The 23,381-nt window shown below is 69.2% G+C and carries 22 protein-coding genes and 1 pseudogene; 11 read left to right on the top strand and 12 right to left on the bottom strand.

The genetic code is table 11. The features are described from left to right. Nucleotides 1–151: 151 nt before the first annotated feature. Nucleotides 152–841, bottom strand: a complete 690-nt coding sequence (locus tag AB0J91_RS14050; protein WP_363790939.1) for a TetR/AcrR family transcriptional regulator — start codon at nucleotides 839–841, stop codon at nucleotides 152–154. Between the two features lie 103 nt (nucleotides 842–944). Here AB0J91_RS14050 and AB0J91_RS14045 point away from each other — a divergent pair, with 103 nt between their 5' ends. Then, nucleotides 945–1,847, top strand: coding sequence for a diiron oxygenase (locus tag AB0J91_RS14045; protein WP_363868038.1), 903 nt, complete (start codon nucleotides 945–947; stop codon nucleotides 1,845–1,847). Nucleotides 1,848–1,857: 10 nt separating this feature from the next. Next, nucleotides 1,858–3,327: an FAD-dependent oxidoreductase gene (locus AB0J91_RS14040; RefSeq protein WP_363868035.1), complete on the top strand. Its 1,470-nt coding sequence runs from the start codon at nucleotides 1,858–1,860 to the stop codon at nucleotides 3,325–3,327. Between the two features lie 176 nt (nucleotides 3,328–3,503). Here AB0J91_RS14040 and AB0J91_RS14035 read toward each other — a convergent pair whose 3' ends face one another. After that, the gene (locus tag AB0J91_RS14035; protein ID WP_363868032.1) at nucleotides 3,504–4,946 is read right to left on the bottom strand and encodes a DHA2 family efflux MFS transporter permease subunit; all 1,443 of its coding nucleotides are present in this window, start codon (nucleotides 4,944–4,946) and stop codon (nucleotides 3,504–3,506) included. A gap of 476 nt (nucleotides 4,947–5,422) precedes the next feature. Continuing rightward, the gene (locus tag AB0J91_RS14030; protein WP_363868029.1) at nucleotides 5,423–6,793 is read right to left on the bottom strand and encodes a PepSY domain-containing protein; all 1,371 of its coding nucleotides are present in this window, start codon (nucleotides 6,791–6,793) and stop codon (nucleotides 5,423–5,425) included. A 256-nt stretch (nucleotides 6,794–7,049) separates the two neighbouring features. On the opposite strand from AB0J91_RS14030, the gene AB0J91_RS14025 reads away from it, so the two are divergent. Continuing rightward, entirely contained in the window at nucleotides 7,050–7,847 is a 798-nt protein-coding gene (locus AB0J91_RS14025; protein ID WP_363868026.1) for a formylglycine-generating enzyme family protein, read from the top strand. A 72-nt stretch (nucleotides 7,848–7,919) separates the two neighbouring features. Here the strand turns inward: AB0J91_RS14025 and AB0J91_RS14020 are convergent, their stop codons facing one another. After that, complete coding sequence (locus tag AB0J91_RS14020; RefSeq protein ID WP_363790927.1) at nucleotides 7,920–8,936, bottom strand: LCP family protein; 1,017 nt, start codon at nucleotides 8,934–8,936, stop codon at nucleotides 7,920–7,922. 330 nt (nucleotides 8,937–9,266) lie between these two features. Between AB0J91_RS14020 and AB0J91_RS14015 the strand changes: the two genes are divergently transcribed. Then, on the top strand, nucleotides 9,267–9,704 hold the full coding sequence (locus AB0J91_RS14015) for a hypothetical protein (protein ID WP_363868023.1): 438 nt from the start codon (nucleotides 9,267–9,269) through the stop codon (nucleotides 9,702–9,704). 4 nt (nucleotides 9,705–9,708) lie between these two features. On the opposite strand, the pseudogene AB0J91_RS14010 reads toward AB0J91_RS14015, so the two are convergent. From AB0J91_RS14010 to AB0J91_RS14000, 3 genes and pseudogenes are all read right to left on the bottom strand, one after another. Beyond that, nucleotides 9,709–9,810 (bottom strand): annotated as a pseudogene (locus AB0J91_RS14010) (oxidoreductase); the annotation flags it as partial. 52 nt (nucleotides 9,811–9,862) lie between these two features. Beyond that, complete coding sequence (locus AB0J91_RS14005; protein ID WP_363868020.1) at nucleotides 9,863–10,489, bottom strand: TetR/AcrR family transcriptional regulator; 627 nt, start codon at nucleotides 10,487–10,489, stop codon at nucleotides 9,863–9,865. A 33-nt stretch (nucleotides 10,490–10,522) separates the two neighbouring features. Next, the gene (locus tag AB0J91_RS14000; RefSeq protein ID WP_363868017.1) at nucleotides 10,523–11,686 is read right to left on the bottom strand and encodes an LLM class flavin-dependent oxidoreductase; all 1,164 of its coding nucleotides are present in this window, start codon (nucleotides 11,684–11,686) and stop codon (nucleotides 10,523–10,525) included. Between the two features lie 243 nt (nucleotides 11,687–11,929). Here AB0J91_RS14000 and AB0J91_RS13995 point away from each other — a divergent pair, with 243 nt between their 5' ends. The 3 genes from AB0J91_RS13995 to AB0J91_RS13985 all read left to right on the top strand — a co-directional run bounded on the left by AB0J91_RS13995 (nucleotide 11,930) and on the right by AB0J91_RS13985 (nucleotide 14,475). Then, a complete protein-coding gene (locus tag AB0J91_RS13995) occupies nucleotides 11,930–12,010 on the top strand; it encodes a putative leader peptide (protein WP_363868135.1) in 81 nt (26 codons plus the stop codon). Between the two features lie 224 nt (nucleotides 12,011–12,234). Beyond that, entirely contained in the window at nucleotides 12,235–13,563 is a 1,329-nt protein-coding gene (locus AB0J91_RS13990; RefSeq protein ID WP_363868014.1) for an MFS transporter, read from the top strand. A gap of 39 nt (nucleotides 13,564–13,602) precedes the next feature. Further along, the gene (locus AB0J91_RS13985; RefSeq protein ID WP_363868011.1) at nucleotides 13,603–14,475 is read left to right on the top strand and encodes a universal stress protein; all 873 of its coding nucleotides are present in this window, start codon (nucleotides 13,603–13,605) and stop codon (nucleotides 14,473–14,475) included. Nucleotide 14,476: 1 nt separating this feature from the next. Here AB0J91_RS13985 and AB0J91_RS13980 read toward each other — a convergent pair whose 3' ends face one another. The 5 genes from AB0J91_RS13980 to AB0J91_RS13960 form a co-directional block, all read right to left on the bottom strand. After that, nucleotides 14,477–14,755, bottom strand: coding sequence for an FHA domain-containing protein (locus AB0J91_RS13980; protein ID WP_363790915.1), 279 nt, complete (start codon nucleotides 14,753–14,755; stop codon nucleotides 14,477–14,479). Between the two features lie 336 nt (nucleotides 14,756–15,091). Further along, nucleotides 15,092–15,913: a carbohydrate ABC transporter permease gene (locus tag AB0J91_RS13975; RefSeq protein WP_132685497.1), complete on the bottom strand. Its 822-nt coding sequence runs from the start codon at nucleotides 15,911–15,913 to the stop codon at nucleotides 15,092–15,094. Further along, on the bottom strand, nucleotides 15,913–16,836 hold the full coding sequence (locus AB0J91_RS13970) for a sugar ABC transporter permease (protein WP_363790911.1): 924 nt from the start codon (nucleotides 16,834–16,836) through the stop codon (nucleotides 15,913–15,915). Before AB0J91_RS13970 ends, AB0J91_RS13975 begins: the two co-directional genes overlap by 1 nt. Continuing rightward, the gene (locus tag AB0J91_RS13965) at nucleotides 16,833–18,191 is read right to left on the bottom strand and encodes a sugar ABC transporter substrate-binding protein (protein WP_363868008.1); all 1,359 of its coding nucleotides are present in this window, start codon (nucleotides 18,189–18,191) and stop codon (nucleotides 16,833–16,835) included. The genes AB0J91_RS13970 and AB0J91_RS13965 overlap by 4 nt, the downstream gene beginning before the upstream one ends. Continuing rightward, complete coding sequence (locus AB0J91_RS13960) at nucleotides 18,184–19,185, bottom strand: zinc-dependent alcohol dehydrogenase family protein (protein ID WP_363790907.1); 1,002 nt, start codon at nucleotides 19,183–19,185, stop codon at nucleotides 18,184–18,186. The genes AB0J91_RS13965 and AB0J91_RS13960 overlap by 8 nt, the downstream gene beginning before the upstream one ends. A 130-nt stretch (nucleotides 19,186–19,315) precedes the next feature. Here AB0J91_RS13960 and AB0J91_RS13955 point away from each other — a divergent pair, with 130 nt between their 5' ends. The 4 genes from AB0J91_RS13955 to AB0J91_RS13940 all read left to right on the top strand — a co-directional run bounded on the left by AB0J91_RS13955 (nucleotide 19,316) and on the right by AB0J91_RS13940 (nucleotide 23,368). Continuing rightward, the gene (locus AB0J91_RS13955; protein WP_363868005.1) at nucleotides 19,316–20,296 is read left to right on the top strand and encodes a sugar-binding domain-containing protein; all 981 of its coding nucleotides are present in this window, start codon (nucleotides 19,316–19,318) and stop codon (nucleotides 20,294–20,296) included. Nucleotides 20,297–20,345: 49 nt separating this feature from the next. Further along, nucleotides 20,346–20,519 (top strand): hypothetical protein, encoded by a 174-nt coding sequence (locus AB0J91_RS13950; protein ID WP_363868003.1) that lies wholly within the window; start codon nucleotides 20,346–20,348, stop codon nucleotides 20,517–20,519. 89 nt (nucleotides 20,520–20,608) lie between these two features. After that, nucleotides 20,609–20,845 (top strand): hypothetical protein, encoded by a 237-nt coding sequence (locus AB0J91_RS13945; RefSeq protein ID WP_363868000.1) that lies wholly within the window; start codon nucleotides 20,609–20,611, stop codon nucleotides 20,843–20,845. A 192-nt stretch (nucleotides 20,846–21,037) separates the two neighbouring features. Further along, a complete protein-coding gene (locus AB0J91_RS13940; RefSeq protein WP_363867997.1) occupies nucleotides 21,038–23,368 on the top strand; it encodes a molybdopterin cofactor-binding domain-containing protein in 2,331 nt (776 codons plus the stop codon). Nucleotides 23,369–23,381 lie beyond the last annotated feature (13 nt).

Below are 23,381 nucleotides of genomic sequence, written 5' to 3'. Positions count from 1 at the left end.
GTCGCAGCTGGCACCGCCGGGGGTTCTGGGCGGCGCCGCGGCGAGCACGCCGCGGCGCCGTTTTGACCACATCAGGAGCGGCGCGCGGAGTCCGCGGAGCCGCTGCACTTTCCCCTACCCGCACCGCTGAGCAAGACGAGTTGCGGAGAAGTCAGTCGTCGACCGGATCCGCTTCTGCCAGCGGCAGATTCGGGTCCAGCTCGAGGCCGTAGACCTGCAGCGACTGGTCGAGCAGCTGCCAGGTCCAGTCGCAGAGCCAGTCGGTGAGCTCGTCGAGGGTGAGACCGTTCGGCTCCTGCAGCCAGCTCCCCGCACTGGACTCGACGAGCCCGACGATGCCGAAGGCCAGCGGCTGCACGACCGGGATCTGGATGCCGAACTGGTCCAAGAAGTACTGGAACAGCCCGGTGACCTGGCGCGCGATGACCGTCTTGACGTCGGTGATCACGTTCTGCCCGGCCTCGCCGGTCACCGAGTTCATGCTCAGGTACCGGTAGAGGTTGCCGTGCTCGGCGAGCCAGTTGGTGTGCGCGCCGATCGCGGCGCGGATCATCTCCATGGGCGTGCCGCGCGGGTTGAACATCGGCGCGAGCTCGGCTGTGACCATCTCGGCGACGCGCTCGGCGATGGCGGCACCCAGGTCCGCGGTGTCGTTGAAGTACTTGTACAGCCGGGGCCTGGCCACGCCGGCTTCCTCCGCCATCAGCTCGACCGAGACCTCCGGGCCGTGCTTGGCGATCGCCCTCAGCGCCGCATCGACCAGCTCTTTCCGCCGCTTCTCGCGATACCCGGCCCACCGGGCGCTCCGCCCGTCCACCTGCCCTGTCGTTGATGCGGTCACCCACGAAGTCTAGCCGCCGGAAAAAAGGGGCTCCGCAACCGCGGATTTATGGGGTACAGTCTGTTCCTGTTACTTCGAGTACGACGAACTGCGGAGGTGCGCAATGACCGCCGTCGGTGTTGCCGGCCAGAGCGCCGAGCAGGACTTCTCCAGCCGCCTGCTGGAGTCCTCACAGACGCTCTCCTACGATCCGAGCACGGAGATCGACTGGGAGAGCCCGCTTCCCGAGGACCAGTACGGCCTCAACCCCGAGTGGAGCACGCTCTACGGGACCGAGCTGTGGGATGAGCTCACCGAGCAGCAGCGGATCGCGCTCACCAGGCACGAAGTCTGCTCGATCATGAGCACCGGCATCTGGTTCGAGATGATCCTCCAGCAGATGATCCTGCGCGACCAGTACGTCAAGGACCCCGCGAACTCCGAGTTCCAGTTCGCCCTGACCGAGGTCGCCGACGAGTGCCGGCACTCGATCATGTTCGCGCGCATCTGCCAGAAGCTCGAAGTCCCCGCGTACTTCCCCAGCAGGTTCGTCATCGAGCTCGCACGGGGGCTCAAGAGCCTCGCGACGGGCGAGGTGGCCTACGGCGCCGGACTGGTCGCCGAAGAGGTCCTCGACGTGATGCAGCGCGACTGGATGCGCGGCGACAACGTCCTCGACATCGTGCGCACCAGCTCCAAGATCCACGTGGTCGAGGAATCCCGGCACATGAAGTTCGCCCGGGAGGAGATCAAGGAGCACATGCAGAGCATCGGGCGCGTGAAGCGCCACGTCAGCGCCGCGATCATCAGCGTGGCCGCCTACGTCATCGTCAACGCCCTGGTCAGCCCGAAGGTCTACGCCGCGGTCGGGATCGACACCAAGCGCGCGCTGGCGGAGGTCAAGTCCAACCAGCACCGCAAGTCGCTGATGCGCAACGCCAGCGCCGGGCTGATGGAGTTCCTCGACGACGCCGGCCTGCTCACCCGTACCTCCACCGCGCTCTACAAGCGCGTGCACATGATCTGAGCCCACGGCCATGACCTACGCGATCACGCAATCCTGTTGCGCCGACGCATCGTGCATCTCGGTGTGCCCGGTGAACTGCATCCACCCCACTCCGGACGAGCCCGATTTCGGCACCACCGACCGGCTCTACATCGACCCGCGCACCTGCATCGGCTGCGGCGCCTGCGCCGATGCGTGCCCGGTGGACGCGGTGTTCCCGATCGACAAGCTCACCGGGGACCTGTCCGTGCACGCCGACATCAACCGGGAGCGGTTCTCCGAAGTCCCGGCTGACTACCCCTGGGGAAAGCCCCAGTTCCCACGATCGCTGCCGACGCACGCCGCTGCGCCGAGCGTGGCGGTCGTGGGAACCGGGCCTGCCGCCGGCTACGCGGTGCAGTCGCTGCTGCGCTCCACCGACGCCGAGATCACGCTGATCGACCGGATGACCACCCCTGGGGGTCTGATCAAGTACGGGGTCGCACCGGACCACCCGAGCACCAAGCAGATCGAGCACACCTTCGCGACCAGCTACAAGCACCCCAGGGTCCGCATGCACCTGGGCGTGGAGGTCGGGCGGACCGTCAGCCACGCCGAGCTGACCGAGCACCACAACGCGGTGGTCTACGCCGTCGGTGCACCCGGTCACCGCACGCTGGGGCTGCCCGGCGAGGACCTGCCGGGCACGCTGGCCGCTCGCGAGTTCGTCGGCTGGTGCAACGGGCATCCGGACACCCCGGCCGACGCGGTCGAGCTGTCGTCGGAACGGGTCGTGATCGTGGGCAACGGCAACGTGGCGCTGGACGCGGCGCGCCTGCTGCTCAGCGACCCCGACGAGCTGGTCGGCACCCCGATCGCCGACCACGCGCTCTCCGCCCTGCGCAAGAGCAAGGTCCGCGAGGTCGTGCTGCTCGCGCGGCGGGGTCCCGAGCACGCGGCGTTCACGCGGTCGGAGTGGGTCGGCATCCAGCAGCGGCTGCAGGGCCGCATCGTGGTCGACGGCCACGGGGGCGCGGCGGAGTCGATCGCCTCGGCCGAGGAGGGGACGACGGCCGCGCTGCTGCGCGAGCTGCCGGTCGAGGACGTCGACTGGGATCGGGCTCCGGGTGAGGACCGCCGCCTGGTGCTGCGCTTCTCCTCCGCCCCGCAGGAGGTGGTCGGCGATCCGCAGGTCCGGGCTCTCCGCATCGGTGACGGCTCGGGCAACCGGGACGTGGCGACCGGGATGGTGCTGTGGTCGGTGGGCAGCCGCGGGGTGCAGATCCCGCAACTGCCGTTCGACGAGGGGACCGGGGTCATCCCGAACACCGGTGGCCGGGTCGAGCCCGGGACCTACGTGGTCGGCTGGGCCAAGCGCGGCGCGGCGGGCGGCATCGGCGCCAACCGCGCGTGCGCGTCGGAGACCATCGATTCGCTGATCGACGACGCCTCGGCGGGCAGGCTGCACAACGCGACCAAGGACGCCAAGTCCTTCAACAAGCTGCTGCGCTCCCGCAGGTGAGCACCCGCTGATTCGCCTTGAGAGCCGTTCGGCCTCAAGGCGAATCACGTCGTTCCGCAGCACTTCGGCTCCGAGGCGCTCGCCCGCGCCCTGCGCTCCGAGCAGCGCGTCACCAGGGCCTAGAACAGCGAGAGGGGCGCGCGGTCGAAACCACGCGCCCCTCCCCCAGAACTCGCTCAGTGGGCCGCGACCGCCGCGGTGACGCCCTCGGTCTTGCGGATGAACAGCGCCGTGCCGAAGGCGACCAAGCCGATCACGCCGGCGACGACGAACGCGGTGCGCAGTCCCGCGGCGTCCGGGACGCCCGCCGGGTTGGCCGAGGCCAGCGACGACACCGTCACGAACACCGCCGTGCCGAACGCACCCGAGACCTGCTGCAACGTGCCCAGGATCGCGCTCCCGTGCGAGTACAGGTGATCCGGCAGCGCGCCCAGCGACGAGGTCATCAGCGGCGTCATCATCAGGCTCAGCCCGAGCATCAGCAGCAGGTGGAAGCCGATCACCATGCCCAGCGGCGACTCCGGGGTCAGCGTGGCGAACAACCACAGCGACACCGCCATCGCGGCGGCGCCCGGGATCACCAGCGGACGCGGTCCGATCCGGTCGAACAGCCGCCCGACCGGACGTCCCATCAGACCCATCAGCAGACCGCCCGGCAGCACCGCCAGTCCGCTGACGAAGGTGGTCGTCTTGAGCACCGTCTGCAGGTACAGCGGCAGCAGGATCGCCGCCGCGCCCAGCAGGCACATGAACAGCAGCGCCGCCAGCACCAGCGACACGACGAACGGGCGGTGGGTGAACGGCCGCAGGTCCAGCAGCGCCCGGTCCTCGCGCTGCAGCCGCAGCTGCCGGGCCACGAACACCACCAGCGACACGGCACCGACCACCAGCGGCACCCACGGCGGGACCGCGTGCGAGCCACCGGACTCGCCGATCGACGACAGACCGTAGAGCAGGCCGCCGAAACCGATCGCCGACAGCAGCACCGACAGCACGTCCAGCGGAACCGAACGGGTCTCGCTGTCCAGGCGCATCCACACCGCGCCGATCGCCAGCGCGATCAACGACAGCGGCAGCACGATCCAGAACATCCAGCGCCAGCCCAGCGAGGACAGCACCGCTCCACCGATGGTCGGTCCCACCGCCGGGGCGACGGCGATGACGATGCTGATCGTGCCCATCGTGGCTCCGCGCTTCTCCACCGGCACCAGGCGCATCGCCGAGGTCATCAGCAGCGGCAGCATCACCGCCGTGCCGGACGCCTGCACGATCCGACCCGCCAGCAGCATCCCGAAGCCGGGTGCCAGCCCGCTCAGCAGCGTGCCGAGGCTGAACAGGACCATCGCGGTCATGAACACCTGACGCGGGGTGAAGCGCTCCAGCAGGAACCCGGTGATCGGGATGACCACCGCCATCGTCAGCAGGAACCCGCTGGTCAGCCACTGCACGGTGGTGGTGGACACGTGGAGGTCGACGGTGAGGTCGCGCAGCGCGACGCTCAGGATCGTCTCGTTGAGGATCATCACGAAGGCCGAGGCGACCAGCACGCTCAGCAGCACGTTTGCTCTCGGCGGTGTGGCCTGCCGGTCGGGCTCCGCGATCGCGGCCGTCTCGGTCATGGGTTGTCGTGCACCTCGCTCGTGTGGGGCCTTGGTCACGGCCGTTGTCCTCCCGGCCGGGGGTACCGGCCGGATTCGCCGACATCGCCGACGGCGTTGCGGCATGCAGTTCTGGCGCTCGGGCGGTGGAAGCCCGGATCACGTGTCGGGTCGACCCACGCGTCGGTGGGGTCCGCGACGGTTTCGGGCGCGGCCGGTGGCCTGCCGACGGTCAGATGATCCGGTGCCGGGGAGTCACGTGAACCGTCCCCTCACAAGCATGCTCGTCCCCCCAGAGCTCCGATCCAGCTTAACGCCCTGATCCGACAGGGCATTCCGTCGCGACGGGATGCGACGGCGCGAACACCCGGCACCAACGCACGCGATGTTTCCCATCATCCACGCTGGTCAAACGATTTTCGCGGGCGAGATCGCGAGAGGCCGGTCCACCTGCGGGAACGCTAAGCGGATGACGAACGTCACGTTAGGCGCGCGCCTCAGCTCCGCGCGCTCCGCCAGCGGCCCAGCGCGGCGTCCAGGACCAGGAACGCCAGCAGCGAAACGCCCAGCAGCGGCAGGAAGAACGCCACCACCAGCGTCACCGCCCCCAGCGGCAGCAGCACGCGCAACGGCGCCTGCCGCCAGGCGCCGCGCGCGACCGGAGCGCCGAAGGCACCGGCCGGACGGCGCCGCCACCACATCCGGTAGCCGAGGACGATGGTGACCAGCAGCGCGACCATCAGCGCCGCCAGCACCAGCTGGTTGACCAGGCCGAACAGCAGGCCCATGTGCGCGTCGACGCCCCAGCGCGCCAGCTTCGCCATCACCGGCCAGTCGGCGAAGCGCAGCGTCGCGGTGACCTGCCCGCTGGCGGCGTCGACGGCGACCGAGTCCTGCTCGGTCGGCCAGTGCCGCTGCACCTGCTGCACCACGTAGGCCCCGCCCGAGGTCGGCGGGGTCAGCTCGACCGGCCCGGTCACGCCCTGCGCCTCGGCGGCGCGCAGCACCCGTTCCGGACCGACGTCGCCGCCGGTGTGCGCGGTGTGCCCGTGGTGACCGTGGTGGCCCTGGTGCTCGGGAGCGACCACGTCGGTGGACACGGTCGGGGTCTCCCAGGCCAGCACCTCGCGGAGCTGGGTGACGTTCGCTCCGGCGTAGTTCGACCAGGTCAGCCCGGTGGCCGACAGGAACAGCAGGCCCAGCGCGATGCAGGTGCCGATCGTGCCGTGCCAGGACAGCAGCCGCTTGCGCCCGGTGGCGCCGGGCTCGGGGACCACGAGCCGCTTGCGGGAGGTCCGGCGGCGCCGGAACCACAGCAGCAGCCCGCCCAGCACCACCACCCACAGCCAGCTGGCCGCGAGTTCGCTGTAGAGCCTGCCGAAATCACCCAGGTGCAGGCCGCGGTGCAGGTTGTCGATCCACGCGCGCAGCGGCAGCGCCTGGCTGCTGCCGTAGGTCTCCAGGATTCCGCGCACTTCAGTGGTGTGCGGGTCGACGAACACGGTGCGCTGGAAGCTCTCCGGCAGGTCCGGGGCGTGGAAGATGACCTGCGTGGTGTCGGTCGGGGTGGGCGCCGGGCGGATGGACATCAGCGAGGCACCCGGGTGCGCGGCCTGCGCGGCGGCGAGCTGGTCGTCCACCGAAGCGGTGCGCGGGCTCGCCGGCACGTGCAGTTCCCGGTCGTGGACCAGCTGTTCCAGCTGCGGCGTGAACACGTAGAGCAGCCCGGTGGAGGCGGCCACGAGCAGGAACGGGGCGATGAGCAGTCCGGCGTAGAAGTGCAGCCGCAGGACCAGCGGCCGCAGCGCCGCCCACGTTCCGGCGGGGCCGCCGCGCTGTTCCGCTGCCGGGGGCGCCTCGGTGCTCATCTCATCTCCGTCCGCGCGTGGTGAGGTCGTGGGAGATGTCGGTTCCGGTCAACCGCTGGTTCCCGGGAGTTGCCGCCGTCACACCGGTGGCCGTCCTCGGCGGCCGGAACGGGTGCCGCGCGGGTAACGTCGCGCTGCGCGAAGCGTTCGACTGCGGGAGGTGTGGTTGGTGGCGGGCTGTTGTCCTCCGTCTCGTTCCGGTCCGGCGACCGGTTCTGAGCAGCAGGTCACCCGGGGCAGCGGGGATCTGGCCGGCATGGTGGTGCTTCCCGGCGGCGTGTTCCGGATGGGCACCGAGGACCCCGACGGGTTCCCCGACGACGCCGAGGGACCGGTCCGCGAGGTCCGCGTGGCCTCGTTCGCCATCGACCCGCACGCGGTGTCCAACGCGCGTTTCGCGGAGTTCGTCGACGACACCGGTTTCGTCACCGAGGCCGAGCGGTTCGGCTGGACCTACGTGTTCGCCAAGTTCCTGCCCGGGCACCTGCGCAAGGAGTCCCCCCGCCCGGAGCAGACCCCGTGGTGGTGCGGGGTCAGCGGCGCCGACTGGCGGCACCCGGAGGGGCCTGGCAGCGACCTGGACGGCCGCTGGGACCACCCCGTCGTGCACGTCTCGTGGCACGACGCCGCGGCCTACTGCAAGTGGGCGGGCAAGCGGCTGCCGACCGAGGTCGAGTGGGAGTACGCGGCTCGCGGCGGCCTCGACCAGGCCCGCTACCCGTGGGGCGACGAGCTCACGCCCGGCGGTGAGCACCGCTGCAACATCTGGCAGGGCCGGTTCCCGGTGCGCAACACCGCCGAGGACGGTCACGTCGGCACCGCTCCGGTGGATTCCTTCGCACCCAACGGTTTCGGACTGCACAACGTGTCGGGGAACGTGTGGGAGTGGTGCGCGGACCGCTTCTCCGACGGTTCCGACAACCGCGCCATGCGCGGCGGTTCGTACCTGTGCCACGACTCCTACTGCAACCGCTACCGGGTCGCCGCGAGAACGTCCAACTCACCGGACAGTTCGAGCGGGAATCTCGGTTTCCGGTGCGCCGCCGACACCTGAGGAATTCCTTCCGGAAAAACAATCGGCGCCCAACCGGAACAATTGTTTCCGATCGGGCGCCGAGCGTTCGACTCACATTCCCGTGACGATGACTTCCGCCGGGACTTCGGTGTCGTTGGCGAGAGCGCCGAAGAGCGTCTCAGCCTTGTCCTGGTCCCACTTGACCACCGACGCGCCATCGCTGGTCTCGCCGAAGCCGGACATCGGAACCGTCGTGGTCACGCCCTGACCGGAGGCGATCCCGTTCATGGCGAACGCCAGACCCGCCAGGTGCCAGACGTGGTCCTCGGTGTCGACGAGGAACGCGCCGGAGGTGTCCAGGATCAGCGGGAACAGGCGCAGCGGGTTGAGGAAGACCTCCGGGGACGACGCCTTCTCGGTCAGCGCGGCGAGGAACTCGCGCTGCCGCTCGACGCGGTCGAGGTCGCCGCGCGAGGAGGCGCGGGTGCGCACGTAGCCCAGTGCCTGCGGGCCGTCGAGCTCCTGGCAGCCCGCCTGCACGTCGAGGTTGGCCTTGGGGTCCTTCATCGGCTCCTTGACGCAGATGTCCACGCCACCGATCGCGTCGGTCATGTCGGCGAACCCGCCGAGGCCGACCTCCGCGTAGTGGTCCACGCGCACGCCGGTCGACGCCTCGACGGTCTGGGTCAGCAGCGGCGGCCCGCCGTAGGCGAAGGCCGAGTTGAGCTTGTCCTTGCCGTGCCCGGGAATCGAGACGTAGGAGTCGCGCGGCAGGCTGACCATCGTGGGCTTCCCGCCGGCCTGCGGGATGTGCACCAGCATCACCGTGTCGGTGCGCCGGCCCGCGGTGTCACCGGTTCCCAGCTCGGCCTGGCGGTCGGCGTCGAGCCCTTCGCGGCTGTCGGAACCGACCAGCAACCAGTTGGTGCCGGGGCCGTCGGCGGGACGCTCACCGGAGGTGGGAAGTGCGGCCTCGCGCTTGAGCGAGAAGTCCACGTAGATCAGGAAACCGACCAGTGCCAGCACCAGAACCAGCAGAACGGCCAGGATCTTGCGGCCCGGGCGGCGTCGTTTGGGTCGGTGATGAGGTGGCCGTGCGTGCACCATCTGTTGCTGAGCGTAGTTCATCTGCCAATCCGAAGAAGTTGGTTGTCCTGCACGGATTTCGCGCACTCCCGAGCTGCTGCGGCGAGCGAGCATGGCAGCTGATCATGCCGTCCGAATAGGAGCAATCCCACAACTTCTGGCAACGATGCGGGAACTCCGGAATCACGCGCTGACAACTTTCTCTTGCCCGCGCAAAATTGTTTACCCGGAGCAACTTCACGAAATTCCAGGCCCGCGCAGGTTGCTGGCGGTTCTTCACGTTGCGGGCCACATTTCGTGGCGATCATCTCCACGCTCCGCTATCAGGGCGGGGTTGTTTCCACCGCTCTCCCGCAACCACAATCCGGCCCCATGAATTACCCGTCGCCCCACGGACACGGCCCGTACCCGCCGCGAGGAAACGGCCCGTACCCGCCTCAGGGACAGGGTCCCTACCCGCCGCACGGTCACGGCCCGTACCCGCCGCACGGCCAGCCCCCGCACGACGATCGCTACGAGGAGCGCCGGCGCCGGGAGGAGAACTCCGACCGGATCGCGAACACCGTCCGCGTCGTGGTCAGCGTGGTCCTCACGATCTTCCTGCTCCACGTGCTGTTCGTGCTCTTCGACGCCAACCAGGGCAACGAGTTCGTCTCCGTGGTCTACGTCCTGGCCAAGACGCTGGTCCTGGGCCTCGGTGACGTGTTCACGCCGGACGACGCGGTGCTCGGTGTCGTCCTCAACTACGGCCTGGCAGCGCTCGTCTACGTCGTCATCGGCCAACTCGTCATCAAGTCCCTGCGGCGCTGAGCCCTCACGCCGGGGCCGTCGGGCGGACGACGAGTTCGTTGACGTCGACGGTCGCGGGCTGGTCGACGGCGAAGGCGATGGCCTCGGCGATCGCCTTCGCCGGAATGCCGAGCTCCGTCCGGCGTGAGGGGCGGTTTCGCGTGTCGCCCACGGCGAGGTCAGCTGAACGCGGACCCGATCGAGGTGCAGGTCTCGTCCGGTTCGTCGCCGAGTCCGCGCAGCAGGTTGGCGGTCAGCGGCACCAGCACGTCCGCCAGCGGGTCGTCGTGGGCGAAGCGGTCGGCGAGTTCGAGGGTGACGAAGCCGTGCAGCGCGCTCCACAGCTGGGCAGCGACGTCACCCGCCTCTGCCCGGTCGAGCCGTTCGGCGGTGATGGCGCGTTCGGTGGCGCCGACCAGCCTGCCGAACGCCACCGCGGGCCAGCCGGCCTCCCCGTCCGCGGGCTCGGGATGCGCTGCCGGAGCGGACAGGCCGAACATCAGGTCGTGGAGGTGCGGGCTCTCGCGGGCGAAACCCCGGTAGGCCAGCGCCTGGCGCAGCAGGTCTGCCACCGGGTCCTCCGTCGTCGCCACGGCGTCGAGACGGTTGGTCAGACGGCGGAAACCGTCATCGGCAACGCCGCGCAGCAACTGCGGCACGCCGCCGAAGTAGTGGTACACCGACATCGTCGACGTGCCGATCTCACGGGCCAGCCGCCTGGCCTGCAGCGACTGCGGACCCTCGTCGGCGAGCAGGCGCACCGCCGCGTCGATCAACCGCGCCCGCACCTGCTCGCCCTTGCCCATAACCACGTTCTAGCACGGTCGCGGGCGTGCGGCTCAGGACGTCGCGCTCGGGGCTCCCGCGAAGGGGATGCTGGCCGGGACCGGTTCGGCTGCGGCCCGATCCGGGTGCCGCCAGAGGCCCTTGCGCTCGAGGATCGGCAGCACGCCTTCGCCGAACCAGTACGCCTCCTCCAAGTGCGGGTGGCCGGAGAGCACGAACTCGTCGATGCCCAGCGCGTGGTACTCCTCGATGCGCTCGGCGACCTCGGCGTGACTGCCCACCAGAGCGGTTCCCGCTCCCCCGCGCACCAGACCGACCCCGGCCCACAGGTTCGGGTAGATCTCCAGCTTCGAGGTCGAACCCTCGTGCAGCTCCAGCATCCGCTTCTGACCCTCGGACTCGCTGCGACCCAGCCCCGCCTGCACCTGCTCGATGACCGACGGGTCCAGGGCGTCGAGCAACCGCTGCGCCTCGGCCCACGCCTGCTCGCTGGTGTCGCGGCTGATCACGTGCAGCCGGATGCCGAAGCGCGGTGTCCGGCCCTGGGCGGCGGCCAGTTGGCGGATCCACTGGATCTTCTCGGAGACCTTGGCCGGCGGTTCGCCCCAGGTCAGGTACACGTCGGCGTGCTTGGCTGCGACATCGCCCGCCGCCGGGGACGAACCCCCGAAGTACACCTGCGGCACCGGGTCGGGCACGCGCGTGAGCTCGGCACCCTCGACGCGGACGTGCTCGCCCGCGAAGTCGACCCGCTCCCCTCGCCACAGACCGCGCACGACCTCCAGGAACTCGTCGCAACGCGCGTAGCGGGCGTCCTTGTCCAGGAAGTCGCCGTAGGCGCGCTGCTCGTGGCTCTCACCGCCGGTGACGACGTTGAGCAGCAGCCGCTGTCCGGAGTGTCGCTGGAACGTGGCGGCCATCTGCGCGCCGAGGGTCGGCGAGAGCAGCCCGGGCCGGAAGGCGACCAGGAACTTCAGCCGCTCGGTGACCTCGGCGAGCATCGCGGTCGACAGCCACGCGTCCTCGCACCACGCACCGGTCGGCGTCAGCGCGCCTTCGAAACCGAGCTGCTCGGCGCTGCGCGCGATCTGCCCCAGGTAGGCCAGCGTCGCCGGGCGGGCGCCGCCCGCGGTGTGCGTGGGCGTGCCGTGCCCGCCGCCGACGAGGTAGCGACTGTCGCCGTAAGTGGGCAGGAACCAGTGGAACGTCAAGGACATCTGCTTCTCCATCAGTCCGATGTGGACTTGTGAACCGGGTTGAGCGGGTGGAGCAGTCAGCGGCGACACGCCTGCGTCACCACGCGCTGGAAGTCCACGTGGCGGCGTCGGGTCAGGGGTTCCACGAACGTCATCGTTCGGCAGCCGGAAGGACGATGTCAACGAACGGACCGCGCTTCCCAACAAGTGGACTGCCTCGATTTCACTTGACCGCGCGGGCATCTGGCGGCGACGCTCTGACCCGTGCTGCCTCCCGCACTGCTGACCACGCGCCACCACGTCGACCTGCTCCGCGTGGCGTCCGCGGCGTGTCCGAGCCGTTGACGCCCGCGTAGACGAGCCGCGTCCGACCTCCCGCGCCGAGCACCCGGCCTCTCGGCCCGTCCCCGGACTCCCCGCACCTCCCCGGTCCCGCAGGTCCCCGATTTCAATGGAAATCAGGACCCGGAATTCAATGGAAATCGGGGGGATGAATTCCGTTGAAATCGGGTCACGACCTGCCTGACCAGGCGTGTTCCCCCTCCCCTGCACCTCGTCTGGAGGCAGTGATGACCGCGGGCCTGCAGCCTGCTCCTGACGTGCGCGCCGTGCCGCGCAAGGACGTTCGCACCGTGATCGTGTCGAGCCTGATGGGCACGACCGTCGAGTGGTACGACTTCTTCCTGTACAGCACCGCGGCCAGCCTGGTGTTCGACAAGCTGTTCTTCCCCACCGACGACCCGACCGTCTCGACGATGCTGGCGTTCGTGACGTTCTTCGTCGGGTTCGTCGCCCGTCCCCTCGGCGGTGTCCTCTTCGGACACATCGGCGACCGGATCGGCCGCAAGCGCACGCTCGTCAGCACGATGCTGCTGATGGGCCTGTCCACGGCGGCGATGGGCGCGCTGCCGACCTACGAGCAGGTGGGCCTGCTCGCCCCGCTGCTGCTGGTGCTGCTGCGCGTGGTCCAGGGCCTGGCGATCGGCGGTGAGTGGGCGGGCGCGGTGCTCATGGCCGTCGAGTACGCGCCGCCCGGCAAGCGAGCCTGGTACGGCGCGTGGCCTCAGGTCGGTCTCGCCCTCGGACTCGGCCTGGGCACCGGGCTGTTCGCCCTGCTGGGCAACGTCCTCGACGACGAGCAGTTCCTCGGTTACGGCTGGCGGATCGCGTTCGGCCTGAGCATCCTGCTGGTGCTCATCGGCCTGGTGATCCGGCTGCGAGTGGCCGAAACCCCGGCGTTCGAGCGGATGCGGCAGACCCAGGGCGCCGCGAAGGCCCCGCTGGTGGAGCTGTTCCGCGACCCGGTCACCCGCCGCAACACGCTGCTGGGCCTGCTCTCCCGCTGGGCCGAGGGCGCCGCCTTCAACACCTGGGCGGTGTTCTTCCTGTCCTACGCGACCTCCACCCTGCACCTTCCGCGCAACAGCGTGCTGGTGTCGGTGATGCTCGCCGCGGGCGTGCTGGCCGTGCTGCTGCCGGTGTTCGGACGACTCAGCGACCGCATCACGCCGCGCCGCGCCTACGCGCTCGGCGCCGGCCTGTTCGCCGCCTCGGTCTACCCGGCGTTCCTGGCCTTCCAGACCCGTGACGTGCTGCTGTGCGGGTTGATCATCGTCGGGGTGCTGGGCGTGGTGCACGCGCTGCTCTACGCGCCCCAGGGCACGCTCTACGCACAGCTGGCGCCGGTGCGCTCCCGCTACACGGGGATGTCGTTCGTCTACCAGTTCTCCGGCATCTACGCCTCGGGGCTGACGCCGCTGATCATCACCGCGCTCATCGCCGTCGGCGGCGGTTCTCCGTGGCTGGCCTGCGGCTACCTGGTGCTCACCGGTCTCATCGGCCTCACCGCCACCATCGCGCTGCGTCCCGCCGACCTGGAGTCGGCGACTTCGAGCTGACCATGCCCTCCGGCGCTTCTCGTGGTGAGCTGGACGGCGATGAGAACGCAGGAGCACCGCGCGGTTGCGGTCGGAGTGGACGACTCCGACGCCGGACGGCTCGCCATGCGCTGGGCCGCCCGCGAGGCGCTGTCCCGCACCGAGGCGTTGCTGCTGGTCCGCGCCGTCCCGGTTCCGCTGGAGGAGCTCACCCGCGTCCACCTGCCCAGCGAGCAGCCGGTGATGCGGCACGGCTGCGCTCAGCAGGAGCTCGCCGCGCTGGCCACCGAGTGCCGCCGGATGTTCCCGGAGTTGCTGGTGCGCACCCGGGTGCAGATGGGGCATCCGGCGTCGGTGCTGCGCGAGGAGACCGACCAGATGGGGATGGTGGTGCTCGGCCCGCCGCCGCTGAGCCGCGCCCGGCGGGTGCTGCTGGGGTCCACGGCGGGCGAGCTGGTGCGGAACGCGCACGTCCCGGTGGTGGTCGTGCGCGGCTCCGAGGCCGACCGGCCGATCCGGCGGGTGGTGGTCGGTGTGGACGGTTCGCAGACCAGCGGGCAGGCGATCACCTTCGCCCACGAACTCGCGTACCGGCACTCGGCGACGCTCACCGCGCTGATGGCCGACGCGACCCGCGCACCCGACGCGCTGCCGCCGAACCGGGGGTGGCGCTACGAGTCCGACTTCGTCGAGGCCAACCAGCGGCTGCTCGCCGAGTGCGTCGCGGGTGTGGAGCAGGCCAACCCGGACGTCGAGATGCACCAGGAGGTCAGCCTCGAACCCCCGACCGAAGCGCTGCTCCAGGCCGCGGAGAAGGCCGACCTCCTGGTGATCGGTTCACGCGGACGCCACATCGTGCGCTCCACGACGCTGGGCTCCACGAGCCACGCCCTGGTGCACTACGCCGACTGCGCCGTGGCCGTCGTCCGCTGACTCACAGACCGGTTCGGTACGTGAAGCGGGCCTTGCCGATCCAGATCTCGTCGCCCTCGTGCAGCTCGGCGGAGTCGACGGGGAGCCGGTTGAGGTAGGTGCCGTTGAGCGAACCGCCGTCGACGAGCACGTAGGCGTCGCCCCGGCGCCGGATCTCGGCGTGCTGCTTGGACACCGTGATGTCGTCCACGACTATGTCGCACATGGTGTCTCGACCTATGGTGGTGCGGTCGTTCTGGAGCACGAAACCGCTCCCGGCGGCGTTGCCTCGGTTGATCATCAAGCGGGGACGGCCGCTGAGCTCATCGGCGGAACGAGGTGCCGGGACATCATGAGGAGCAGACGCTGGGGCGGTATCGGCCTGTTTGGGGACCGCGTTCGTTGCCGAAGCGCCGATCCTGGTCTGTTCCATCGTCGTCTCCCTAGCCAACAAGCGTGCAACCTCCGAAATGCATCTGCCCGTGACCGGGCGGACACACACAGCATGCCGAAGGTTTGACCGCTGTCGCTAGGACCAACGTCCTTAATTCATCGAACCGGGTCCTTACGTGTGATCCTCATCTCCGGTCCGAGTCCGCGGGGCCGCCGATCGCGTCGGCGGCCCCGCGGTCGGCGACTACTTCACCGCGCCCATCGACAGACCGCGCACCAGGTGGTTCTGCGCGACCCAGCCGATGACCATCACCGGCAGCGACGCCAGCAGGGCCGCCGCCGACAGCTGCGCCCAGTACAGGCCCTCGCTGGTGATGAAGCCGACCAGGAAGACCGGCACCGTTCCCGCCTGCGCGGCGGTGAGGTTGACCGCGTAGAAGAACTCCGTCCAGGAGAAGATCACGCAGATCAGCGCCGTCGCCGCGATGCCCGGTGCCACGACCGGGAGGATCACCCGGAACAGCAGCACCGGCAGCGGTGCGCCGTCGACCCGCGCGGCCTCGACCATCTCCCTGGGGACTTCGAGGAAGAACGACCGCATCATCCACACCGCCAGCGGCAGGTTCATCGCGGTGTAGAGGATGACCAGCGCCCAGACGTTGTCCAGCAGACCGATGTTCTGCGAGATGACGTACAGCGGGATGATCGCCGCCACGATCGGGAGCATCTTGGTCGACAAGAAGAAGCCGAGCACGCCCTGGGTGCCGGGCACCGCCGCGATGGACAGCGAGTAGGCCGCCGGGACCGCCAGCAGCAGCACCAGCAACGTCGACACCACCGTCACGAACGCCGAGTTGCCCAGGTACGGCAGGAATCCGCGTTCCAGGATCCCGGCGAACTGGGTCAGCGTCGGGGTGAACAGCAGCTTCGGCGGATCGGTGTAGGCGTCGGCCTCCTCCTTGAAGGAGGTCACCACCATCCACAGCAGCGGGAAGACGAACAGGATCGCCACGACCCAGGTGAACGCGGTCAGCGCCCACCGGCCGATCGGGTTCGCGGTATGCATCAGCGCACCTCGCTCAGGCCGAAGGTCCGGAACATCAAGCGCAGCGCGAAGTTCGCCACGATCAGGGTCAGGATGACCACCACGACGCCCATCGCCGAGGACTGGCCGATGTCGAAGCCCTCGAACGCTCGCTGGTAGATGTAGTACGGCAGGTTGGTGCTGGCGGTGCCCGGACCGCCCTGCGTCATCAGGAAGATCGCGTCGAAGCTGTTGACGATGTAGATCGCCCCCAGCAACCCGGCCAGCTGCAGGTACCGGGCCAGCTGCGGGAGCGTGATCGACACGAACGTCCGCCACCGGCCGGCACCGTCGACCGACGCGGCCTCCAGCACCTCCTTGGACTGCGCCTGCAGGCCCGCCAGGATCAGCAGCATCATGAACGGCGTCCACTGCCAGATGACCTGGGTCATCACCGCGGCCAGCGGGTACTCGGCCAGCCAGTCGGTGTCACCGCCGAACACGAAGTTCAGCAACCCGTAGGTGGGGTCGAACATCGTGGTCTTCCACAGCAGCGCGCCCGCCGCGGGCAGGATCAGGAACGGCGTGATCAGCAGGGTGCGCACCACACCGCGCCCGAGGAACTTCCGGTCCAGCAGGATCGCCAGGCCCAGTCCCAGCAGCATCGAGATGAACACGCACACCACGGTCAGCACCACGGTGTTGAGCAGCGCGCCGCGGAACTGGCTGTCGGCGAAGACGTCGACGTAGTTGCGCAGGCCCACGAAGTGCCGCGAGCCCGGCCGCACCAGGTTCCAGGACTGGAACGAGTAGAACACCGTCATCAGGAACGGGATCTGGGTCACCAGCACCGTGAACAGCAGCGCGGGCAGCAGCGGCGCGCGTCGCAGCCAGGTGCTCGACGCCGTGGTCTCCTTCTTGTTCACCACGGGCGCCTGAACTTCTTCGACCACCGTTTGGCTCATCGCGTCTCCCGGTAGGACTCGCCGACGGACTCGGCGTACTCCTGGGACTGCTCCAGGGCCTCGTCGACGGTGATCCGTCCGGCGATGGCCGCCGACAACTGCTGGCTGATCCGGGTTCCGAGGTCCTGGAACTCCGGGATGCCGACGAACTGGATCCCCGGGTACGGAACCGGGTTCACCATCGTGTTGGACTGCTGCGCCTTGTCGATGCCGTCGAGGGTCGGCTTGGCGTAGGCGGCAGCAGCCTGCTGGTACTCCGGGATCTCGTAGGTCGACCTGCGCACGCCCGGCGGAACCCGGTTCCAGCCGAAGGTCGTGCCGACCTGCTTGACGAACTGCTTGGAGGTCATCCAGCTCATGAACTGCCAGGCCGCGTCCTTGTCCTTGGCGACCTTGGGCATCGCCAGCGACCAGGTGTAGAGCCAGCCGGCCTCGGCGGTGCGCTCGACCGGAGCGGCCACGTAGCCGTTCTTGCCGACGACCTTGCTCTCGGCCGGGTCCTCGTTGGTGCCGGCCATGACCGTCGCGTCGTACCACATCGCGGCCTGTCCCTGCGCGTAGTGCGTGCCGCACTCGGAGAAGCCTGCGCTGGACGCACCGACCTCACCGTGCTCGCGAACCAGGTTGACGTAGAAGTTCGCCGCCGCCTTGAACTCCGGCGAGGTGATCTGGGCGTTCCAGTTCTCGTCGAAGTAGCGGGCACCGAAGGTGTTGGCGACCGTGGAGAACGGCGCCAGGCTCTCGCCCCAGCCGGGCTTGCCGCGCAGGCAGATCCCGGAGACGCCGGTGGCGGGGTTGTCCAGCTTCGCGGCGAAGTCGGCGATCTGCTGCCACGTCGGGTGTTCCGGCATGGTCAGCCCGGCCTGCTGGAAGAGGTCCTTGCGGTAGGTCAGGAACGACGACTCGCCGTAGAACGGAACCGCGTACATCGAGCCCTGGTGCGACAGCGAGTCCCGGATGCTGGGGATGAAGTCGTTCGCGTCGTAACCCGGGGTCTTCTCGATGTAGGGCTGCAGGTTCTCCAGCCAGCCGTTGGCCGCCCACTGCGGGGTCTCGTAGTTGCTGATCATCGCCACGTCGAACTCGCCGCCCTGGGTGGCGGTGGAGGCGGTGATCTTCGCCCGAGCCTGGTTCTCCGGCAGCTGCACGAACTTCAGCTTGATGCCGGGGTTGTCCTTCTCGAACTCGCTCTTGAGCGCGACCGCGTCCTCCATCTGCGGGTTGGACACGATCGCGATCACCAGGGTTCGTCCGCCGGAACCGATCGCACCGGCGCCGGCGCAGCTGGTCAGCAGCAGGCTGACCATCGCCAGCAGCGCGAGCCGTATTCGGCTGCGCCCTAAACGCCTAGGCATCCGCACCTCCCGGCAGGACCTGGACCTTGAGACCGGCACCGCTGCGCATGAGTTCGAGCGCCTTGCCGAACTCCTCCAGCGGCAGCGCATCGGTCAGCAGCTCGTCGCTGTCGATCGCGCCCATCGCCATGAGGTCCAGCGCGGGACCGAAGCTGTGCAGCACCGCCATCGAACCGACGATCTTGATCTCGTCGTTGTAGATGCGGAAGGGCGACAACGAGATTCGCGCCTCCGCCGGGGCGACGCCGAAGACCAGCAGTCGTCCGCCGCGACGCAGCTTGTCGAACGCGGTCTCGATGGCCGGGGCCGCGCCGGTGCAGTCCACGGCGGCGTCGAAGTCGGAGTCCAGCTCGGTGGCGTCCTCCACGACGGCGACCGCGCCCAGCCGCCGCGCGCGCGGCAGCCGCGCCGCGTTGCGGTCGGCGACGGTGACCTGCGCGCCCGCGCGCTGGAGCAGCTGCTGCATCAGCAGGCCCATCGTGCCCGCGCCGATGACTAGGAACTTCTCGCCGGCCTCGACGCCGATCTGGCGGACGCCGTGCACCGCGCAGGAGACCGGCTCTACCAGGGCGCCCTGCTGCCAGTTCAGCGCCTCGGGCATCCGGTAGCAGTTGGCCGAGGGCACCGCGACGTACTCGGCGAACGCGCCGTCGACGGTGTCGCCGGTGGCACCCCAGTTCGCGCACAGGTTTCCGTGCCCGTTGCGGCACGGGGTGCAGTAGCCGCAGAACAGCGACGGGTCGACCGCGACCCGGTCGCCCACCTTCCACTCGCCCGGCACGTCCGGGCCCACTTCGACGACCTCGCCTGCGAACTCGTGGCCCGGCACGATCGGGTAGGGCGTCGGCGGGAAGTGCCCGTCGGCGATGTGCACGTCGGTGCCGCAAATCCCGGTGGCCCCGACTTTCACCACCAACTGCCGCTCCCGCGGTACCGGATCCGGTACGTCACCGACCCGGATGGATCCGGGTTCGTCAATGATCGCGGCGCGCATCTAACCTCCGCCTCCAGAGCGCTCATATGAGCGAACTGCGCTGTACTCTGCCCTGAACTTGCCCCGCATTGAAGAGGTTCACTGGTGACTGCGTCAACCTCTGGTCAAGTTTTCACGTTATAGTGCTCATATGAGCACACCTCGGCCGCGAAGCGGGCTGATCGACACCATGACCGCGGCGTCCATCGCGCACCGGTTCTACGTGGCTGGGAGTTCGAAGCTGGAGATCGCCGAGGAGTTCGGGATCAGCCGCTTCAAGGTTGCCCGGATCCTGGCATCGGCCCAGGAGAACGGCTTGATCAAGATCTCGTTCGAGTTACCTTTCCCGGTCGACGTGGAGCAGTCCGAACGACTCCGCACGGCCTACGGCCTGCGCCGGGTGTTGGTGCTCAACCGAGCGCAATCGAAGGCCGAACGGCCGGAGCTGCGCCGCCGAGTGGGCGTGCTCGCCGCCCAGCTCCTCTCCGAGATCACGGTTCCGGGCGACGTCATCGGCCTGTCCTGGGCACGATCGGTCAACGCCATGGCGGAGGCGATCCGCAGCCTGCCCAAGTGCCCGATCGTGCAGCTGTGCGGCGTCCAAGCGGGCATGGACATGCGGGACCGTTCGGTGGAAACGGTGGGCCGAGTGGCCGCGGCCAGCGGCGGCGACTCCTACCCCATCTACGGGCCGCTGGTGCTCCCCGACCGCCGCACCACCGAGATCCTGCGCAACCAGCCCGGCATCGCCGAGACCTTCGAGCAGTTCCAGCACCTGACCAAGGCCGTGGTCAGCATCGGCGCCTGGCAGGCCAACGAGTCGACCGTCTACGACGCGCTGAGCCCCGCCGAACGCGAGTCGATCCGCCAGCGCGGCGCCACCGCGGAGATCGCCGCCCGGCTCTTCGACGCCGACGGCAACGCGCTGTCCACCGGCCTGGCCCACCACGTCCTGGCGATCCCGCACGAGCAGCTGCGGGCCGTGCCGGAGGTGATCGCCGTCGGCTACACCACCCCGAAGGCCCGCGCCATAGACGCGGTGCTGCGCTCCGGCATCGTCAACACCCTCATCACCGACGCCGAGGCCGCCGACCGCCTCGTGGAACTCGTCGCCGAACGCCCCCTGCAGTAGTCGGCAGTAGTCGACGGGGGTCGACCTCGGCAAGCGGGACTTCGACCGGGTGCTGCGGGAGCACTCCTGGAACAACTACCCGACCCTGCGCCACACCTACCGCCAGTGGCGACCAGGTCATCAGGAGGGATCTGCTGTCCCGCCGTCGCAGTTGATCGATCTGGCGCAGGGGTTGCAGAACCAGGACTTCGCCTACCCACGACCCGAGGAGTTCGTGCGATGACCAAGGAGAACCGGACCCTCTACATCGGACTCGCGATCGCGGCGGCGATCCCGATGTTCTTCGGTTGACTGCTGGAATGGCCTGGGTGGGTGGTGGTTCCGCTGTTGGCGGCGGTGGGTTTCGGCGTGTTCAAGAAGTTGGCCGGTGGGTTGCCTACGCCGTCGGACCACGTGGGTATGCTGCTCGATCAACTCGGGTTGCACGGTGAGCGAAACAACGTGCGGAGGCTGACCGCGCACCGCTTCGCCAAGTACATCGAGGCGGCCGGGCACCCTCAGGTGGCCGAGGACGTTCGGCGGCGTTTCGACTCCCCCGGAGAGCCGTGAAACGGACGGCGAATTAGGCACTTTGCTCGCTTGACGTGATCGTGATCTTGATCCAGGGTCGAGCCGTTGACCTGTTCAACGTTCAACGTTACAGTTCCGCTGTTCGAACGGCTTGGGACATCGATTTTCCCAGGTCACGCCCACCATTCCGGCTACCGGACCCGCGGATGCGTCCGGTGGAAGGGGAGCGAGATGACGACCGCAGACCGATCCTCACCGCCCCCTTCGCGGCCCGCCGAATCCCACGCCGTCGGACGGCGCGGTTTCCTCGGATACGTGCTGGCCGCGCCGACGCTGGTCGCCGCCGCCGATCTCAACCTGCGCGCCCCGGCGGCGGAAGCCCAAGGGCTGCCACCGGTTCCCTCCCCCGCCATCGCCGAGATCGCCGACCTCAGCGACATGCTGGAGTACTCGGCCGCGCCCACCGCGAACCTCATCACCGTCACGGTGAACACCGACGGCACCGTGTCCTTCGAGCTGCCGCGCGCCGAGGTCGGCCAGGGCATCACCACCTCCACCGCGATGATGATCGCCGAGGAGATGGACGTGCCGGTCGAGAACGTCCACGTCACCCTCGCCGACGCCCGGCCGGAGCTGGTGTTCAACCAAATCACCGGCGGTTCCGGCACCACGCTGTCGACCTACACGCCGATCCGCGTCGCCGCAGCCGTGGCGCGCGGGCGCCTGCTGCAGGCCGCCGCCGTCGAGCTGGAGCAGGCGGTGGCGACGCTGCGCCTCAAGCAGGGCATCATCACCGACCTGCTGGGCAACAGCATCGGCATCGGTGAGCTCGCCACGAAGGCCGCGAGCGTGCGCACCGAGGAAGTTCCGGTGCGGCTCAAGGCGAACGAGGACTTCTCGGTCATCGGGATCCCGCACAACCGCGTGGACGCGCTCGCCGCGGTGACGGGCCGGAAGAAGTTCGCGATGGACCTCAAGATCCCGGGCGCGCTGCCGACGATGGTGTGCAGGCCGCCGACGCTCAACGGCGAGGTGGGTTCGGTGCGCAACACCGACGCGGTGGCCACCATGCCGGGCGTCACCGACGTCGTCGCGATCTCGACCGGCGTCGCCGTTCGGGCGGAGACCTTCGGGCAGTGCATCGACGCCGTGCGCGCGCTGGAGGTCGACTGGGAACCCGGTACGGCCGAGGGCAAATCGGACGCATCGGTGCTCGACGAGTTGCGGGCGGCCGAGATCCCGCTGGCGGCGCCGAAGGGCGAGTCCAGCGTCGAGGGCGACTTCACCTTCTTCTTCCGCAGCAACAGCGCGTTGGAGACCAACTGCGCGATCGCCGACGTGCGGCGGGACCGGGCCGAGATCTGGTCGGCCCAGAAGAACCCGATCGTCACCAAGGAGACCATCGCCGCGCAGCACGGGATTCCGCTCGACGCGGTCAAGGTGCACGTCACCGAAGGCGGCGGATCGTTCGGGCGGAAGCTGTTCAACGACGGTGCCATGGAGGCCGCCGAGATCTCCCGCAAGATCGGCAAGCCGGTCAAGCTGATGTGGCACCGCGCCGACGACTCCCGCCAGGGCCGCACCCACCCGATGGCGACCTCGCGGGTGCGGGTGGGCGTCGCCGGGGACGGCGTGCTCAGCTACGAGCAGCGGCACACCAGCGTCTTCACCGACTTCAGCCACGGCTTCGGCGAGATCATCACCGCCAGCGCGGCGAAGCTGCCGGTCGCGGACGCGTCGTTCTCGCAGACCATCTTCACCTACACCCAGACCATGCCCTACGGCTTCGGGGCGACCACGCAGCTGCTCAACGAGACCGATCGCGGTTTCAACACCGGCAGCATGCGCAACATCTACTCCCCCGACGTCACCACCGCGCGGGAGCTGATCGTCGACCAGCTGGCCGCGAAGATGGGCGAGGACCCCTACCGGTTCCGGCAGCGGTACCTGCAGGAGGAGCGGCTCAAGGCCGTGCTGGACCAGGTCGCCGAGGCGGGCCGGTGGGGCCGGTCGATGCCGGAGAACACGGCGCAGGGCATCGCGGTGCACACCGAGTACCGGGCGACGATCGCGACTCTGGTGGAGATCGACTGCACCCCCGAGACGGTGAACCGGCCGATCCGCGACGCCGTCGCCGGCCCGCGCGTCACCAAGGCGGTCTGCGCGGTGGACGTCGGGCTCGCGGTCAACCCGCGCGGCCTGGAGGCCCAGATCATGGGTGGCATCAACGACGGCATCGCCAACGCGCTGACCTCCAGCCTGCACCTGACCGACGGGTACTTCCTGGAAGCCAGCTGGGACAACTACTTCTACACCCGGCAGTGGAACTCGCCGCCGGAGCTGGAGATCATCGTCATGCCGCCGACGACCGGCAAGCCCGGTGGCGCCGGTGAGCTCGGGGTCGCCTCGGCCATGGCGGCCGTGGCCTGCGCCTACGCCCGCGCGACCGGTTCGGTCCCGACGAGCTTCCCGATCAACCACGGCACGTTGGCGTTCGAGCCGAAGCCGAACGTGCCGCCGATCCCGGAGTCGCCCACCGACGGCCTGCGCTACGCGCAGTGAGGACCTGGAGGAA

It is taken from the genome of Saccharopolyspora sp. NPDC049357 (genome assembly GCF_040677225.1).
In the GTDB taxonomy this organism is placed as follows: domain Bacteria; phylum Actinomycetota; class Actinomycetes; order Mycobacteriales; family Pseudonocardiaceae; genus Saccharopolyspora.
Note: the sequence above shows the minus strand (reverse complement) of the source record. Positions and strands in the feature narration are given on the sequence as shown.

Excerpts from the sequence above, each read along its gene's own strand:
- AB0J91_RS13965 (WP_363868008.1), bottom strand. The coding sequence starts at position 18,191 with ATGCCTAGGCGTTTAGGGCGCAGCCGAATACGGCTCGCGCTGCTGGCG.
- AB0J91_RS13980 (WP_363790915.1), bottom strand. The coding sequence starts at position 14,755 with ATGATCAACCGAGGCAACGCCGCCGGGAGCGGTTTCGTGCTCCAGAAC.
- AB0J91_RS13975 (WP_132685497.1), bottom strand. The coding sequence starts at position 15,913 with ATGCATACCGCGAACCCGATCGGCCGGTGGGCGCTGACCGCGTTCACC.
- AB0J91_RS14040 (WP_363868035.1), top strand. The coding sequence starts at position 1,858 with ATGACCTACGCGATCACGCAATCCTGTTGCGCCGACGCATCGTGCATC.
- AB0J91_RS14005 (WP_363868020.1), bottom strand. The coding sequence starts at position 10,489 with ATGGGCAAGGGCGAGCAGGTGCGGGCGCGGTTGATCGACGCGGCGGTG.
- AB0J91_RS14000 (WP_363868017.1), bottom strand. The coding sequence starts at position 11,686 with ATGTCCTTGACGTTCCACTGGTTCCTGCCCACTTACGGCGACAGTCGC.
- AB0J91_RS13940 (WP_363867997.1), top strand. The coding sequence starts at position 21,038 with ATGACGACCGCAGACCGATCCTCACCGCCCCCTTCGCGGCCCGCCGAA.
- AB0J91_RS13990 (WP_363868014.1), top strand. The coding sequence starts at position 12,235 with ATGACCGCGGGCCTGCAGCCTGCTCCTGACGTGCGCGCCGTGCCGCGC.
- AB0J91_RS14045 (WP_363868038.1), top strand. The coding sequence starts at position 945 with ATGACCGCCGTCGGTGTTGCCGGCCAGAGCGCCGAGCAGGACTTCTCC.
- AB0J91_RS14025 (WP_363868026.1), top strand. The coding sequence starts at position 7,050 with ATGGTGGTGCTTCCCGGCGGCGTGTTCCGGATGGGCACCGAGGACCCC.
- AB0J91_RS14035 (WP_363868032.1), bottom strand. The coding sequence starts at position 4,946 with ATGACCGAGACGGCCGCGATCGCGGAGCCCGACCGGCAGGCCACACCG.
- AB0J91_RS14020 (WP_363790927.1), bottom strand. The coding sequence starts at position 8,936 with ATGAACTACGCTCAGCAACAGATGGTGCACGCACGGCCACCTCATCAC.
- AB0J91_RS14015 (WP_363868023.1), top strand. The coding sequence starts at position 9,267 with ATGAATTACCCGTCGCCCCACGGACACGGCCCGTACCCGCCGCGAGGA.
- AB0J91_RS14030 (WP_363868029.1), bottom strand. The coding sequence starts at position 6,793 with ATGAGCACCGAGGCGCCCCCGGCAGCGGAACAGCGCGGCGGCCCCGCC.
- AB0J91_RS13960 (WP_363790907.1), bottom strand. The coding sequence starts at position 19,185 with ATGCGCGCCGCGATCATTGACGAACCCGGATCCATCCGGGTCGGTGAC.
- AB0J91_RS13970 (WP_363790911.1), bottom strand. The coding sequence starts at position 16,836 with ATGAGCCAAACGGTGGTCGAAGAAGTTCAGGCGCCCGTGGTGAACAAG.
- AB0J91_RS13955 (WP_363868005.1), top strand. The coding sequence starts at position 19,316 with ATGAGCACACCTCGGCCGCGAAGCGGGCTGATCGACACCATGACCGCG.
- AB0J91_RS13985 (WP_363868011.1), top strand. The coding sequence starts at position 13,603 with ATGAGAACGCAGGAGCACCGCGCGGTTGCGGTCGGAGTGGACGACTCC.